Below are 15,722 nucleotides of genomic sequence, written 5' to 3'. Positions count from 1 at the left end.
TAATCCATGTTTTATTTTAATCGTTTTATTTTAATCGTTTTATTTTCCGTTTTATGTTTGTGCCCAAAAATTTTTACAGCGGTATTTTTATTACCCTGTTGCTGGGATTATCCCCTGTTTATGCCCAGCAACCGGCCCTGGTCTCGGTCGACGCCGTGGTTGAACAACGTTTTACCCAAACCGTTCCCATGCTTGGGCGGCTGGTCGCAAAGCGTTCGGGCACAGTGGCCACGCGCATCAGCGGGGCGATATCTGAAATGTTGGTGGATATTGGCGACCCGGTTATTCAAGGACAGTCGCTGGCGCGCATTGATTCAGCCCCCTTAGGCTTACGCAAGCAACATGCAAAATCGCAACTGGGCGAATCGCAAACCCGGCTGAAAACCGCGCAAGCGCAATTGGCGCTTGCCAGTCAGGCAATAAAACGACTCGAAGCATTGAAGGATTCCGCGGCGGTGAGTCAGGCCTTGTATGACGATGCTCGGCAGCAACGAAAAATCGCTTTTGCTCGAGTCAGCGAGGCACAAGCCGGCATCGCCAGCAGCAAGGCTGCGCTTGATATCGCAGAACTGGAATTGAGTTACGTTAATATTACGGCGCCGTTTGACGGCACCATAACCCGCAAACTTACCGAAGTCGGAAATTATCTTCAGCAAGGGCAGTCGGTGTTTAAAATAATTTCCGACCAACAACTTGAATTGGAGGTGGATGTGCCGGCGGCATTGTTAAGCGGCCTGGCCGTCGATGCTGAGCTTGACCTTGAACTCGAAAATGGCAGCCGGCACAGCGCACGCGTGCGCGCCATCATCCCGGAGGAAAACCCGCGCACGCGCACCCGGCGGGTAAGATTTAATACCGTACTCGGTGCCGACGCCGGATTCCTCGCCAGCGAGCAAAGCGCGACCGTGCATATTCCCGCATCCGCGCCGCGAAATATGCTAACCGTGCATAAAGACGGCGTAATACGGCGCGGCCGCGACAACATCGTTTATGTGGTCAATGACAAGGTCGCGCAAATTCGAACCATCCAAACTGGACAAGCGGCAGGGATGCGCATCGAAGTTCTGGGCGGGCTCGAGGCCGGCGATGTTGTCGTTATTCGCGGCAATGAAAGGCTGGCACCCGGGCAGCCAGTGAACATCACCGAAAATCTGTGAATATCATACGCACCGCCATTGATCGCCCGGTTGCGGTTATTGCCGCCGTATTATTGGTCGTGTTGTTCGGACTGGTCGCGTTGCAGACCATCCCCATTCAACTCGCTCCGGATGTAAACCGCCCGGTTATTACCGTAACCACCAACTGGTTTGGCGCCGCGCCGGCGGAAGTCGAGCGTGAAATCATCAACCCCCAGGAAGAGGAGTTTGCCGGTCTCGAAGGACTGGTTTCCATCACCGGACGGGCGCAACCCGGCCGCGGTCGCATTACCCTGGAATTCAAGATTGGCACGAATATGGATCGGGCCTTGCTGCTGGTCGCCAACCGGTTGGATCGGGTGTCCAGTTATCCCAACGAAACCGACCAACCGACCCTGGATACCTCCGGCAGCGAAGACAATGCGATCGCCTGGATGATACTCAACCAGGCGGGAGACAATGACAAGCCCATTCATGAATACGGGGATTTCGTTGAAGATGTGGTCAAAGAGCGCCTGGAACGGGTGCCTGGCATCGCCGCGATCAACGTCTATGGCGGCAGCGAGCGTGAAATCCACATTGTCGTCGATCCAAATTTACTGGCGCGTTATCAACTCACGGTCAGCGATCTGACGCGCGCGCTTAGGAATGCAAATATTTCACTGGGCGCCGGCAGCATAGACGAAGGCAAACGCCGCTATGTGGTGCGCACCGAAAGCGAGTTGGACAACTTCGAAATTATTGACCAAATCCTGGTGCGCAACATCAATAACGGCGGCAATGACGCTGGCGATGACGGCGGCGATGGCGCCTTAGGCAGAGTGACGGTGGCCGATGTTGCCGACATTTCATTTGGCTTCAAGGAGCCCGCCTCCACTATCCGGTTATTGGGCAAGGCGTCAATGGCACTGAGTGCGGAACGGCAAACCGGCGCCAACGTGATTGAAACCATGGCCGGTTTAAGGGAGGCCATCGATGAGCTTAATCAATCCATCATCCCCAATGCCGGATTAACTTTTCAGCAAGTCTATGACGAGACCGTTTACATCAATTCATCCATCGACCTGGTGCAACAAAATATCTGGGTGGGCGGAACGTTGGCCGCAATCATTCTGATTTTGTTTTTGCGTTCTTTCAGAGCCATGCTGGTTATTTCATTGGCAATACCGGTATCCGTGATCGGCGCGTTTGTGGCGATGGCCGCTTTGGGACGATCCATCAATGTTATTTCCCTGGCCGGGCTGGCATTCGCGGTGGGCATGGTGGTCGATGCCGCCATCGTCGTGCTGGAGAATATCTATCGGTTAAAGGAACAGGGTCATTCCAATGTCAAGGCCGCCTACCTGGGCGCGCAACAAGTTTGGGGCGCGATTTTAGTTTCCGCGTTGACCACGGTCATGGTGTTCGTGCCCATCCTGATCATGGAACTGGAAGCCGGTCAGTTGTTTCGCGATATCGCAGTCGCCATCTCGGTATCGGTTTTATTATCGCTGTTGGTTTCCATCACCGTCATCCCGGCGTTGTCAAACCGGCTGTTCAAGGACAGTCCGCCAACAGCCGAGCCGGCGGGTGAAAGTCCTGAACCTGAAAGTCGCCCGCATAAAAGTCGTCAAGTCGCAACGTTTCGAATTCCTTTTATCGATGGGTTGGCCAGCAAATTCGTAACGCTGACTATCGGATTTGTCGATGCCGTTGTCAAAAGCCGCGGCAAGGCGTTGGTCATCACCGCCGCAGTGACCTTGATCGCCGGTTTTAGCGCCTATCTGGCCCTGCCAAAACTCGAGTATCTGCCGGAAGGCAATCGCAACTTGCTGTTCGGCATCGTCATCCCGCCGCCTGGCTATAACCTGGAGACCACCACCAACATCGCGCTGAGAATCGAAAACGAGATCCGACCGTTGTGGGCCTCAGAATCGGAAACGGAATCGGGCATGAAATCGGAGCCAACATCGGAGCCAAAACCGAAACATGCGCAACCGCCAAAAATCGCCCGCTTTTTTTATGTCGCCACGCGCGCGCAAACATTCCTTGGCGCCATTGCCGTGGACCCGCGGCGGGTTGCCGAACTCAAACCGATCTTGCAAAAACCGGTGTTCCGCGAGCCCGGCACTTTCGGATTCATTACCCAACCCTCCATCTTTGGCCGCGGCATCGGCGGCGGACGTAAAATTGATCTGGACGTATCCGGACCCGACCTGGATACCATTTTGCGGGTTTCCAATCGGGCTTTCGGAAAAATCGTCAGCTTGTTCCCGCGCGCCGAGGGCCACGAATGGCGGCCGGTGCCCGGGCTTGAACTGGGCGCGCCGGAAGTCAGAGTCATCCCTAACCTGCTGCGCTTGAGCGATAGCGGCGTGACCGCGGTGGAGTTGGCGCAAACCATTGATGTGTTCAACGACGGAATGCGAATCACCCAGTCCACCATTGACGGCAAATTGATGGACATCGTCTTGAAAGGCGCGAGTCAAAGCGTCCGCGAAACTCAGGGCATTGACAGCCTGCCCGTGGTCACGCCCAGCGGCCAGGTGGTTCCGGTGTCGTCGCTGGCGGACACCCTGCTGACCGCCGGGCCCACCGCAATACGCCATCGCGAACGCTTGCGCACCGTGACCCTGGAAATCAGGCCCAATCAAGACCTGGCGCTGGAATCCGCGATTGATATCATCAAACAGCAGGTGATCGCGCCGTTGCAGCAAGAAGGGCTGCCCGCTGGCGTGCAGTTGAACATTTCGGGCACCGCCGACAAATTGGTGGAGACCCGAGGCGCCATGGCGATTAATATGATGCTGGCGCTGATTATCGTTTATCTGGTCATGGCCGTGCTGTTCGAAAGTTTTGTCTATCCGATGATCATCATGCTGGCGGTGCCGGCGGCGGCGGCCGGCGGCGTTGGCGGACTGGCGCTTTTGAATCTGGTCACGCGCCAGCCGCTGGACATGCTGACCATGCTCGGGTTTGTCATTCTCATCGGCATCGTGGTCAATAATGCAATCCTGCTGGTGCATCAAACCCTGCACCATATTCGCCACGATCTGCTGCCCGCCAAGCAAGCTATAAAGCAAGCCACCCGAAATCGCATTCGGCCGATTTTTATGTCCACTTTGACTAGTGTTTTCGGCATGTTGCCGCTGGTCTTATTCCCCGGCGCGGGCTCTGAGTTATATCGCGGACTCGGCTCTGTGGTGGTCGGCGGGTTGGGTTTGTCGGCGATTATTACCTTGTTGATCATCCCGCCCATGATGTCTTTACTGGTGGTGCCGATCGAAAATCGGCGACTCCAACGATTACAGGCGAACAAGGAATTGCCCGCCTAACTTATGCGGCCTTATGCTGTCTTGCGGGCTGATTTTTTGCTTTGGGAAAAAAAGAGGAATGGATCTGGGCAAGGAAGAAAACCGCAATTCAAAATGAAATGAGCCACGACTCAGAACAATTTCAGGGACAATTTCAGGGACAATTTCAGGGACAATTTCCGCGCGCGCAATTTCCCTATCCTTCCCGGCGTATGCCGGTCATGGCAAAGAATATGGTGGCGACTTCGCAGCCGCTGGCTGTGCAGGCCGGGTTGTCAATCATGCGCCAAGGCGGTAATGCGATAGATGCTGCCATTGCCACGGCAATTACGTTGACGGTTGTGGAACCGACCAGCAACGGCATCGGCAGCGATGCCTTTTGTATTTTGTGGGACGGCGCGCAACTGCATGGCTTGAACGCTTCGGGACGGAGTCCGGCGGCGGTATCGGCCGATGATTTTGCCGGGCGATGCGAGATGCCGCAACGCGGCTGGGACAGCGTGACCGTGCCGGGGGCGGTGAGCGCCTGGGTGGCGTTGTCCAGCCGCTTTGGCAGACTTCCATTCGGCACGCTGTTTGAATCTGCCATCGAGTACGCCGACCATGGTTTTATGGTGACGCCGATTACCGCGCATGCCTGGGCTGCGGCGGCGCAAACATTTTCTGCCTACGAAGATTTTGCGCCGTTCCTGCCGGGCGGCAGCGCGCCATCAGCGGGCCAGTTATTCCGCTTCCCGGATCAGGCGCGGACGCTGGAGAAAATCGCCGACACGAAAGGCGAGGCGTTTTATCGCGGCGAGTTGGCGGACAAGATGGTCGCCGCCGCGAAACGCGCCGATGCCAAGCTGGCCGCAGCCGACCTCGAGGCCCATCAGGCCGACTGGGTTGATTTGCTCACGCAAAAATATAACGGTTTTGAGTTGCACGAAATTCCGCCCAACGGCCAGGGCTTGTCCGCGCTAATCATGCTCGGGATTTTGCAGCACCATAATATCGCGCAGTATGCAATGGATTCGGCAGACAGCATGCATTGCCAAATTGAGGCGATGAAACTGGCTTTTGCGGATGCTTTTCGCTACATCGCCGACCCCGCCTATATGGACATCAACGCCGCCGCGCTTTTGGACGCCGGGTATCTGGAGGGTCGCGCCGCATTGATCGACATGAAAAAAGCCGGGCATCCCGACTATGGTTTGCCGCCGAACAGCGGCACGGTTTATCTTGCCGCCGCCGACCAATCCGGCATGATGGCGTCGATGATTCAAAGCAACTACCAGGGATTTGGCTCAGGCATCGTCATCCCCGAAACCGGCATTAGTGTTCAGAACCGCGCCGCCGGTTTCGTGTTGCAAAACGGCCATCCGAATCAAGTTGGCGGCGGCAAACGCCCGTTCCATACTATCATCCCGGCGTTCGTCACGGCCAACGGCGCGCCGTTCATGAGCTTTGGTGTCATGGGCGGCCACATGCAGGCCCAGGGCCAGGCCCAAATGGCAGTCCGGATTTGCGATTATGGCCTAAACCCCCAAGCGGCAAGCGATGCGCCGAGATGGCAAGTAGGTGACGATAATCAAGTTCATATTGAACAGGGCATTGGCGACAAAGTTCGCGGTGAATTGAAAAACCGCGGGCATCATCTCGCGCGCAACGATGCGGACACGCCATTCAGCATGGGCGGCGCGCAGTTGATCGTGAAAACCGAGGACGGTTATATCGGCGGCTCCGACCACCGCAAGGACGGCATGGCCGCGGGCTTCTAACGCTGTTTTGTCACGTGATATTTGGCGATATTTGATTGGGAATTATACTGGACTGCCTGATATCCTTGCCTTCGCGAACATGACTAAACCCGCATTATTCCGCGCCGCCGTCATTATCGGGCTTGACCCGATAATCCAGTGAAAACCTCAGCGTAGCCGCTGACATTATAAAAAGCGGGAATGACGGCATTTCGGATTCGCGGGACGGTGGCGGCCGCCGCGACAGCGCACTGAAACGCCAGCGAAATAGCCCGGTGAAGTTAAGCATATAATCCCCATTTAATTGATGATGCGGCAAAAACTTAAAACCAGACTTTTCACCATTGCGCTGTTTTTATTATTGATGCCGGTAATTTGCGCCATAATTTTTATTGGAGCGCTGCGCTGGATCGATCCGATCACCAGCTCGGTCATGCTGCAAAATAATATTCATTCGGTTTGGTCCGGCGCGCATGAGTTCGCAAAATACCAATGGCATGATTGGGACCAAATTTCAGGGCATGCGGCAGTCGCGGTTATCGCCGCCGAAGATCAGAGATTCCCGGCCCACTTCGGCATCGACTTCAACGAACTGTTGCATGTCATCGCCTCGGCCATCACCGCAGACTCCGAGCGTCCGCGCGGCGCCAGCACCATCACCCAGCAGGTCGCCAAGAATCTTTTTCTTTGGTCCGGACGCAGTTACTTGCGCAAGGCGTTGGAAGCGGGGCTGGCGGTTTTGATTGAACTGATGTGGAGCAAGCAACGGATTCTGGAGGTCTATCTCAACATCGCGCAAATGGGCGACAACCTGTTTGGCATCGGCGCCGCCAGCGCGTTTTATTACCACAAGACGCCGGAGCAATTAAACCGGCACGAGGCGGCGCGCATCGCCGCGGTATTGCCCAATCCGACGCAATACTCGGTGCTGCACCCTTCGGCATTTGTGGTCAAACGCCAGCGCTGGATATTGAAACAGATGGCGCAGTTGGGCGGCAAAAAACTGCTGGAGCAACTCGATTAGCGGTACGCGAGGCCGAGATAGTAATCCACTTCCTGCTCGGTGTAGCCGATCAAGTCCACCAATCTGCGGCGACACTCGTCCATAGATGCGCCGCGCTGTTTCCATAGCGGCACCCGTTTCATTAATGTTTCCACCCGCTCTCGCGGCGTGATAATCCAGGTGTTCTGAGGGGTTTCGCCAAAATAAAAATCGGCGCCGCTGACCGCCATCGCTTTCGGCTTCATATACAACGCTAGGTTCAGCACCTTGTGCGCGCCGCTGTCGAGAATGTAGCGCGTCAGAAACTGCATGGTGCCGCCCTCGTCGCCAAGGTCGTCGATGACCAGCACGGTCTTGCCGGTGATCGGGATGGAAATGCCGTGTTGCACCAACGGGTTTTTATAGCGATCCCCCGGCCCTCTGTATAACGAGACGCCAATCGTGCCGAATTCAATTCTCGGGATTTCGCCGCGCCGGCCCTCGACCAAATGATCGTAAAGCAAGACGCTGGGCAGCAGTCCGCCCATGGTCACCATCAACGATTTTGTAATCTGTTCGGGCAAGTTTTCATGTTGCTTTTGATAGGCGTGCACCTGTTTCGCCAAGTCCAGGCAAGCCACCGATTCAACAACATCAGGCACCAGCAGAAAATTGAGTTCGTCGTCCGGCACCGACACCCCTTCAGGATTGCGCCAGAAGTCAATGTCAATGACCTTGCGGTATGCTTTAGTGTTTTCGTAATAATCATTCATTCCTTAAAAACAGGGCATTATCCCAGCGGAAATTTTTTAACGATGATGATACAGAAATAGCCGCTAAAATACACGGCGTATGCGCGGAATTGTTGATTAGTTACACATGGTGCGATAGGATAAGCGGATGCAAACAACCGCGCACAAAATAGTCACTGGCGATGCGCGACGGATGCGTTCGGTTGGCGATGGCGCGGTGCAACTGGTGGTCACTTCGCCGCCGTATTGGCAACTGAAAGACTACGGTGGGGACGGGCAAATAGGATTTAACCATTCCTACGAGGCATACATAAACCATCTAAATCTCGTCTGGTCGGAATGCCGCCGAGTTCTCGGCGGCGGATGCAGGCTTTGCGTGAACATCGGCGATCAGTTCGCGCGCTCGGTGTATTACGGCAGATACAAAGTAATTCCAATTAAAACCGAAATCATAAAGTTCTGCGAGGCCGTGGGCTTTGACTACATGGGAACCATTATCTGGCAAAAGAAAACCACTACCAACACCACTGGCGGTGGCGCGGTCATGGGATCATTTCCCTATCCGAGAAACGGCATCGTGAAGATTGATTATGAATCTATATTGTTATTCAAAAAAACCGGAACACCGGAGCGCTCAACCATTACTAAAGAGATGAAGGAGAAATCAAGGTTGACCAATGAAGAATGGAATACCTATTTTTCAGGGCACTGGAGATTTGCCGGAGAAAGACAAAACAAGCACATCGCAATGTTTCCGATTGAACTGCCGAACAGACTGATAAAGATGTTTTCCTTTGTCGGCGAGACCGTTTTGGATCCCTTTCTGGGTAGCGGCACCACTTCGCTCAGCGCGGCGCATCTGCAAAGAAATTCCATTGGCTATGAAATAAACCCGGAGTTTCGCAATATAATAAGAGAGAAACTAGGGTGCAACGAGAGCTTTCTGCAACAGATGAAAGTCGAGTTTTTGTCCGAAAAAAACACGCCGTTGTCGGAACAAAGTTGCCGGCGCGCGATCGCTAAACTTCCCTATCAATTTAAGGACACCGTGAAAATGGAAAGAAAAATCGACCCGAAAAAACTTGCCTTCGGATCAAAAATAGACAGCAGTGGAAACGGGCAACGGAAAGATTGTTTTTATCATATAAACAAAATTATCCGTCCGAATAAGATTCTTCTCAGCGGCGGAATAAAAATCAGATTGCTTGGAATAACGCCGGTGAAAGAACGCGAAGCGGACGCAATTTCTTTTATTTACGAAAAAACAAAAGGACAAAAAGTGTTTCTGGGATTTGACCGCGAAAAATACGACCGAGAAGGCAACCTGCTTTGTTATCTGTATCTGGCAAACAAAACCTTCATAAACGCACATTTAATAAAGTTCGGATTTGCTTCGGCAGACAAGAAAACTGTTCACAGGCATTTAACCAGATTCATCAAATATCAACAGGAGAGGAGCAATGCCTAAAGAATGGATACTTAACAGCGCAATGAATCGCTTTCAACTTAATTTCAAAAGAAATGTTGGAGCAGTATCCGAGGCAATAAGAAAATGCTCCCCAAAAACAAAAGATGAGTGGCAAGCATACTACTTTGACAATGTCAGAGACAAATGCCATATAAAAACATTAGGGCAAAAACTCTATGTAAAAATAACCGAGGTCATACCATCGGAAGTGGAAGAAATTACTGAGCAAGATTGCATAGACTATATGCTTACTCTTGTTATCGACAGAACCTACGATGGTTACCAGACAGAAATAAAGACGATATATGGACAACTTGCAGAACAGATCGGATACAATATAACAGCAGCTCCTGATGAATGGGACCGGGGTTACAACGTGGATTTTTTCATAGAGGTGAACGGGAAATTCATTGGGCTTCAAATAAAGCCCGTTAGTGATGTTTCGCATATCCCGCAGATACACCAAGAACAGTCTTTGCAAAAACAATCTCACGCAGATTTCAAAAATAAATATGGAGGAGAAGTGTTTTATGTGTTTTCCATTAAAGAAGGCGACAGCAAAAGAATTGAAAACACTGAGGTAGTGGAAAAAACACAGAAAGAAATAAAGCGATTAAAAGATGGATAAATAAACCATAAAAGAGCGCGTTTAAAATTTCTGAATCACATCGCGCGATTCCAACAAGCTCAAAACTTTCTGCACACATTATAAAAACAGGAATGACGGCATGCCGATTTTGGGTTATCATGCAAATAATAATTTCAGGCGAATTTCAATGAGACGAAAAACCGGGAGGCGAAAAAATGGCAGCACTTGAAACACCCGTATGTGAGTTTGGATTGCCGGCGGTGGATTTTAGTTTGCGCGGGGTGGACGGGAAAACCTGGACGCTGAATGACTGCCGCGGCGAAAACGGAGTGCTGGTGATGTTTATCTGCAATCATTGCCCTTATGTCAAAGCCGTTATCGATAGAATCGTCAGCGATGTCAGCGGCCTTGAGAAATACGGCATAAAAAGCGTGGCGATTATGTCAAACGATCCTGACGATTATCCCGAAGACTCTTTTGACAACATGAAGAAAGTGTCCGACAAGCATAATTTTACATTTCCATACCTGATCGACGAAAGCCAGAAAATCGCAAAAGGCTATGGCGCCATTTGCACGCCGGATTTTTTTGGCTACAACGCCGATCTTCAACTGCAATACCGCGGCCGCCTGGATGAAAGCGGAAAAAATCCGGCAAAGCCAGGCGTCCGCCAGGAATTATATGAGGCGATGAAGCGCATCGCGCAAACCGGGCGGGGACCTGCGGAGCAAATCCCCAGCATCGGCTGCTCGATAAAATGGTCTAACCGCGCCTAAACTATTTTCGGCCCCAATAATTTGGGGAATTACCTACTTAGATAAACAGACCCGGTCGTCATTGCGGGCTTTGCGCAACGGGACACGACCGCCATGGACGGTGGAAGTGCAAATAATGTCGGGAACAATTATTTGCCGACCGCCATGGACGGTGGAAGTGCAAATAATGTCGGGAACAATTATTTGCCGACCGCCATGGACGGTGGAAGTGCAAATAATGTCGGGAACAATTATTTGCCGACCGCCATGGACGGTGGAAGTGCAAATAATGTCGGGAACAATTATTTGCCGACCGCCATGGACGGCGGGGGCGATAATGTCAGCGGCTATCGCCGCTGTGTTTTTTCACTGGATTATCGGGTCAAGCCCAATAATGACGGCGGGGGCGGATCGCCGTTATCGTCACGGCTGTTTGACCAACCGCAGATACGGCTTCACGGTGTTCCAGCCGTCGGGATATTTCTCTTTGGCTTGTTCATCGGAAACCGCCGGCACGATGATCACATCATCGCCCTGTTTCCAGTTCACCGGGGTCGCCACTTTATGCGCGGCGGTCAGTTGCATGGAATCGATGACACGCAAAATTTCATCGAAATTGCGGCCGGTGGTCATCGGATAGGTCATCATCAACTTGATGTTTTTATCGGGGCCGACGACATAAACCGTACGCACCGTGGCATTGGTCATGGCGGTGCGCCCTTCCGAAGTGCCGCTCTCGTCCGCGGGAAACATGTTGTATTTCTTGGCGACGCTGAGATCGGTATCGCCAATCATCGGGAAGTTGACCGCATATCCCTGGGTTTCCTCGATGTCTTTGGCCCATTCAGAGTGATCCTCAACCGCATCGATGCTCAATCCGATGACCTTGCAATTGCGTTTTTCAAATTCCGGCTTGAGCTTGGCGACATAGCCTAGTTCGGTCGTGCAGACTGGCGTGAAATCCTTGGGATGGGAAAAAAGAATCCCCCAACCATCACCCAGCCATTCATGAAAACTAATTTCACCGTGCGTGGTATTGGCCATGAAGTCCGGCGCTTGATCATTAATTCTTAAAGTCATTTTACTGCCCTCTTGGTGCTGCTGATGTTAAAAATTATACTGTCGAAGCAAATTATTATACACCTACTGACGCTGAAATTAATGAATAGTTTCCGGATTATATTCTTTTAGGGTCAAGATGCTTTAAGGCATAGTGAAATGGTCATAACTAATTGTTCTATAAATGAAAAACAAGCATGTCATTCGCTGCCGAATTTCGGGGAATAAATTCAGGGCGATTCCACGGCTGTTTTGCCTTGATATCGAGGCTTGCAAAGTCGCTCAAATCACCGGCGTCTCTGGCCCAGCGACCAGCCGATTGTATACTCAAATCAGACAACACATCGCCGGGCAATGCGAGCATATGCGTTCACTAATTCATTGCCCGTTTTGTTCCTTTCCAGCGGTGTTTTAGCACCGCCCTCTCGGCCGTCATTCTCGCCGGCAGGCGGGAATCCAGACGCGGCGTAGCCGCCGAGACGCGCGCATACATTAGTAAGCAACAAGCACTTCCGCCTTGCCGTCATTCTCGCCGAAGGCGGGAATCCAGTTAAATATCTGTCACGCGTAGCGTGACTCCTTTTGGCATCCGGCTTTGCCAGACACAAACCGGCGGCATCAAAGCAAATGAGTTCGGCTACGCCGGACGGCATATTCCACTGGATTGCCCGGCCAATGATAATATGGGCCGGGCAATGACGACCCTTATTTGCCGGGCAATGACAACCCTTATTTGTCATTCTCGCCGGCAGGCGGGAATCCAGAGTGGCGTAGCCGCCGGTTGTGTCACGCTTTGCGTGACAATTATTTACCATTGTCTTCTCAAAAGGACTCATTGCCTTCCGATTCACCATTGTCCCCTCAGCCCGTCATTCTCGCCGCAGGCGGGAATCCAGTTAAAATATGTCGTCCGGCGTAGCCGGACTCCTTTGAAAGAGTGTGAGTTCCGCTTCAATAGGCGCCACGAAAATAGGTGTCAATATCTGCTAAAATCCATCCGAAATCACCGCTTAAAGTATCTTGAACCTTCTTTTATTAACCCGCGCATTTTCAGTTGGATATTAATTGCCCGATTCGAATCGTCTGTTCCACCAGAACATCAAAGTCCTCGAATCGACTGCGGTGGTTCGCGATGGCCACTCGAATGCAGTAAGCGCCACCCAGGGTAGTATGCGAAGGCGCGGCAATGCCTTGCTCCTGCAGCTCTACCAATATCTCGCGATTAAGTTTATTCAGTCCTTCGGTCTCCATTACGCCGGGATTATAGCGATAGCAAACGATATCAAGACCAATCGGGGCGATCAGTTGCAAATGCGCGGATTTTTCAATCAGCTTGCCGAGATATTGGGCCTGCTCCACATTTCTTGAAATCATCCGACCGAGTTTTTCAGCGCCGTGCTCCTTTATCGTCATCCAGATTTTCAGTGCGCGAAAGGATCTGCTTAATTCCAAACCGTATTCTGAAAACCAATGGGGCCCCGAGGCGATGCCGCGCGTGGCATGCTCAAGGTATTCCGGCACCAGTGAAAATGTGTCTCGATGGGCTTTTGCATCGCGCACCAACACGCATCCGGCTTCAAACGGAATATGCATCCACTTATGCAAATCCATGGCGATGGAATCAGCGCGCTCGATCCCGGACAAATACGGTTTGACCGTTTCAGACAGCATCGCCGTCGCGCCAATCGCGCCATCCACATGAAACCAGATATTATGTTGGCGGCATATATCCGCGATACGGTTAAGATCGTCTATGGCGCCGGTATTGACGGTGCCGGATGATGCGATGACACAAATCGGCTGGCAGCCCAATCGTGTATCTTCGGTAATGGCGTTGTTCAATTGCTCAAGATTGATGGTGTAATCATCGTGCACTTCAATTTTTCTAAAACAATCGTGACCCAAGCCGAGCAATTCCACGGCTTTCTGATTGCTGCTGTGAACTTCAGTTGAAGCGTATACGGTCAGTTTTTTGTCGATCGCCTGCACGCCGTGTTTTCTCACATCAAAGCCGGCAACCACATTTCGCGCCACGGTTATGCCCACCAGATTTGCCATTGATCCACCGCTGACCAGTAGTCCGCTCGAGTCATCGGGAAATCCCACGATCTGTTTCATCCAGTTGGTAACCTGGGTTTCCACCATAGCAGCGGAATGGTTTCCGCCGCCCATATTCGAATTCATCGTGGATGCCATTAAATCAGCAAGCGCGCCCATGATGGTTCCGTTTCCCATATACCAGGCCCAGAACCGGGGGTGAATATTTCCCATCGGATAAGGAAATATATGGGTCAAAAATTCCTGGTAAATCTCGGACGGGTCGGATGGGTCTTCGGGCAGCGCGGCGTGGAAGGTCTGCACTATCTCTTGCGGCACCCGTTGCCAAACCGGTCGGTCGCTCACTGAGGCTAAATAATCGATGGAATCATTCACCATTTGCTGGGCCAGCGCCCTCATTTTTTCCCAATCTTTCGGGTCAAGTGTTTCGTAAGGTGGGTTGCTATTCACTATATTGCGCCTGATCTTGATCTTGATATTATTTCTGATACGGCCTTTGATGTTGGTCTGGCGCAGACAATAATGCGGGCAATTAATGCGAGGTTAATTTGTATTCCATGTCCTTGGCCGCCCGCATCCCATTTTCAACATTGACCTTGAGCAAAATATAACCGCCAGCCGCAAACAGCAGCACTAAAACCAAAATACTGTCGCGCGCTGCGCTGCGCACGAATAATACCGGCACCGCCGCCATCATCAGCGGCCCCAGGATGCTTGCGAATTTTCCGACCATATTAAAAAATCCGAACAACTCGGTCGTCTTGGACGCGGGAATCAAGCGCGCAAACAGCGACCGGCTCAGGCTTTGCACACCGCCCTGCACCAAGCCAATCGCCACCGCGAGCAGATAAAAATCAGTCGCCGAATCAAGCCATCTCCAAGCGTAGAAAACCGCCAGAGTGTAAACAACCAGTCCAATCAAGATACCCGGCTTAGGCCCGATACGCTGGCCCAGCCACCCGAAAAACAACGCCGCCGGAAAGGCCACAAACTGGGTTAGCAATAATGCGGCGATCAAGCTTTCCTGGGGCAGTTCAAGAATGCGGTTGGCAAAAAACACCGCCGTTCGGTAAATCGTGCCGACCCCATCGATGTAGAGCCAGTAGCCCGCAAGAAACAGCAACGCCGTTTTCAGTTGCCGTAGTTCGCGGTAGGTGATGCGCAGTTGCTGCAAGCCTTGCCGCAGGCTTTGCGCGAAAGGGAGGCGCGATTCATCGGCCGGTTCTTTGACCACGCATAAAAGCGGCACGGTGAAAATCGCCCACCAAACGGCCACGCTGATGAATGACAGCGATAACGCCGCGCCGGCATCGGCCAAGCCAAACAGCTGCGGTTTGGTTACCATCAGCACGTTGACCAGAAATAAAATGCCGCCGCCGGCATAACCCAAAGCGTATCCATAGCCCGACACCACATCCAAATCTTCTTCTGATGACAGGTCCAAAATCATGGCGTCATAAAAAATATTGGCGCCGGAAAATCCGACCTGCCCCAGCCCATAAATCAACAGCCCCATCCACCACATGCCGGCGCCGACCCAGGCCAGCGCGGCGCTCATTAAAATTCCCAGCAGGGCGAAGCTGGCGAGAAATTTTTTGCGGCGGCCACCGCGGTCGGCGATGGCGCCTAAAATCGGCGCCGCGACGGCGATCAATAAACTGCTGGCCGCCAACGTGATGTTGAACCAAAACTGGGCGTCGCGGGCGGTCAGCTCGGCGCTCAACAGCGTATAAAAAACCGGAAAGAATCCCGCTACCACAGTAGTCGCGAACGCGGAATTCGCCCAATCATAAAGCGCCCAGGACAATATCGTTTTATCGAATAATATTTTTTTCACGGTTTCATTATGCAGTTAAGCCGAGGCCCGGGCGGGGTATCGATGCCTTGAGGC

14 protein-coding genes are annotated in these 15,722 nt (G+C 52.4%); 8 read left to right on the top strand and 6 right to left on the bottom strand.

The genetic code is table 11. The annotated features are described in order from the left end of the window. Positions 1-59 precede the first annotated feature (59 nt). The 3 genes from ACP158_RS03505 to ACP158_RS03495 all read left to right on the top strand — a co-directional run bounded on the left by ACP158_RS03505 (position 60) and on the right by ACP158_RS03495 (position 6,189). Positions 60-1,157, top strand: coding sequence for an efflux RND transporter periplasmic adaptor subunit (locus tag ACP158_RS03505; RefSeq protein WP_424947596.1), 1,098 nt, complete (start codon positions 60-62; stop codon positions 1,155-1,157). After that, the gene (locus tag ACP158_RS03500) at positions 1,154-4,450 is read left to right on the top strand and encodes an efflux RND transporter permease subunit (RefSeq protein ID WP_424947595.1); all 3,297 of its coding nucleotides are present in this window, start codon (positions 1,154-1,156) and stop codon (positions 4,448-4,450) included. Before ACP158_RS03505 ends, ACP158_RS03500 begins: the two co-directional genes overlap by 4 nt. 191 nt (positions 4,451-4,641) lie before the next feature. Then, positions 4,642-6,189, top strand: coding sequence for a gamma-glutamyltransferase family protein (locus ACP158_RS03495; RefSeq protein ID WP_424948390.1), 1,548 nt, complete (start codon positions 4,642-4,644; stop codon positions 6,187-6,189). A 94-nt stretch (positions 6,190-6,283) separates the two neighbouring features. Here the strand turns inward: ACP158_RS03495 and ACP158_RS03490 are convergent, their stop codons facing one another. After that, positions 6,284-6,457 carry a hypothetical protein gene (locus ACP158_RS03490; protein ID WP_424947594.1) on the bottom strand — a complete coding sequence of 58 codons (174 nt, stop codon included), beginning with the start codon at positions 6,455-6,457 and terminating at the stop codon, positions 6,284-6,286. A 21-nt stretch (positions 6,458-6,478) separates the two neighbouring features. On the opposite strand from ACP158_RS03490, the gene mtgA reads away from it, so the two are divergent. After that, positions 6,479-7,192 carry a monofunctional biosynthetic peptidoglycan transglycosylase gene (mtgA, locus tag ACP158_RS03485; protein ID WP_424947593.1) on the top strand — a complete coding sequence of 238 codons (714 nt, stop codon included), beginning with the start codon at positions 6,479-6,481 and terminating at the stop codon, positions 7,190-7,192. On the opposite strand, the gene ACP158_RS03480 is transcribed toward mtgA, so the two are convergent. After that, positions 7,189-7,923: a phosphoribosyltransferase gene (locus tag ACP158_RS03480; protein ID WP_424947592.1), complete on the bottom strand. Its 735-nt coding sequence runs from the start codon at positions 7,921-7,923 to the stop codon at positions 7,189-7,191. The genes mtgA and ACP158_RS03480 overlap by 4 nt on opposite strands. Positions 7,924-8,050: 127 nt before the next feature. On the opposite strand from ACP158_RS03480, the gene ACP158_RS03475 reads away from it, so the two are divergent. From ACP158_RS03475 to ACP158_RS03465, 3 genes are all read left to right on the top strand, one after another. Further along, positions 8,051-9,370 (top strand): DNA methyltransferase, encoded by a 1,320-nt coding sequence (locus tag ACP158_RS03475; RefSeq protein WP_424947591.1) that lies wholly within the window; start codon positions 8,051-8,053, stop codon positions 9,368-9,370. After that, positions 9,363-9,998 carry an MjaI family restriction endonuclease gene (locus ACP158_RS03470; RefSeq protein ID WP_424947590.1) on the top strand — a complete coding sequence of 212 codons (636 nt, stop codon included), beginning with the start codon at positions 9,363-9,365 and terminating at the stop codon, positions 9,996-9,998. The genes ACP158_RS03475 and ACP158_RS03470 overlap by 8 nt, the downstream gene beginning before the upstream one ends. A 176-nt stretch (positions 9,999-10,174) precedes the next feature. Beyond that, positions 10,175-10,735, top strand: a complete 561-nt coding sequence (locus ACP158_RS03465; RefSeq protein WP_424947589.1) for a thioredoxin family protein — start codon at positions 10,175-10,177, stop codon at positions 10,733-10,735. 402 nt (positions 10,736-11,137) lie between these two features. Here ACP158_RS03465 and ACP158_RS03460 read toward each other — a convergent pair whose 3' ends face one another. Continuing rightward, positions 11,138-11,794, bottom strand: a complete 657-nt coding sequence (locus tag ACP158_RS03460; RefSeq protein ID WP_424947588.1) for a peroxiredoxin — start codon at positions 11,792-11,794, stop codon at positions 11,138-11,140. 163 nt (positions 11,795-11,957) lie between these two features. On the opposite strand from ACP158_RS03460, the gene ACP158_RS03455 reads away from it, so the two are divergent. After that, complete coding sequence (locus ACP158_RS03455; RefSeq protein ID WP_424947587.1) at positions 11,958-12,188, top strand: hypothetical protein; 231 nt, start codon at positions 11,958-11,960, stop codon at positions 12,186-12,188. Here the strand turns inward: ACP158_RS03455 and ACP158_RS03450 are convergent. The 3 genes from ACP158_RS03450 to ACP158_RS03440 form a co-directional block, all read right to left on the bottom strand. Further along, entirely contained in the window at positions 12,106-12,588 is a 483-nt protein-coding gene (locus ACP158_RS03450; protein ID WP_424947586.1) for a hypothetical protein, read from the bottom strand. The two genes, ACP158_RS03455 and ACP158_RS03450, sit on opposite strands and share 83 nt — an antisense overlap. 235 nt (positions 12,589-12,823) lie before the next feature. Next, positions 12,824-14,281, bottom strand: a complete 1,458-nt coding sequence (locus ACP158_RS03445) for a pyridoxal phosphate-dependent decarboxylase family protein (protein WP_424947585.1) — start codon at positions 14,279-14,281, stop codon at positions 12,824-12,826. Between the two features lie 82 nt (positions 14,282-14,363). After that, positions 14,364-15,668 (bottom strand): MFS transporter, encoded by a 1,305-nt coding sequence (locus tag ACP158_RS03440; protein ID WP_424947584.1) that lies wholly within the window; start codon positions 15,666-15,668, stop codon positions 14,364-14,366. Between the last annotated feature and the right edge of the window lie 54 nt (positions 15,669-15,722).

The organism is Candidatus Spongiihabitans sp. (assembly GCF_965247905.1).
Taxonomy (GTDB): Bacteria; Pseudomonadota; Gammaproteobacteria; order Arenicellales; family Poriferihabitantaceae; genus Spongiihabitans.
The sequence above is the reverse complement of the archived record's forward strand: the minus strand, read 5'-3'. Positions and strand labels throughout refer to the sequence as shown.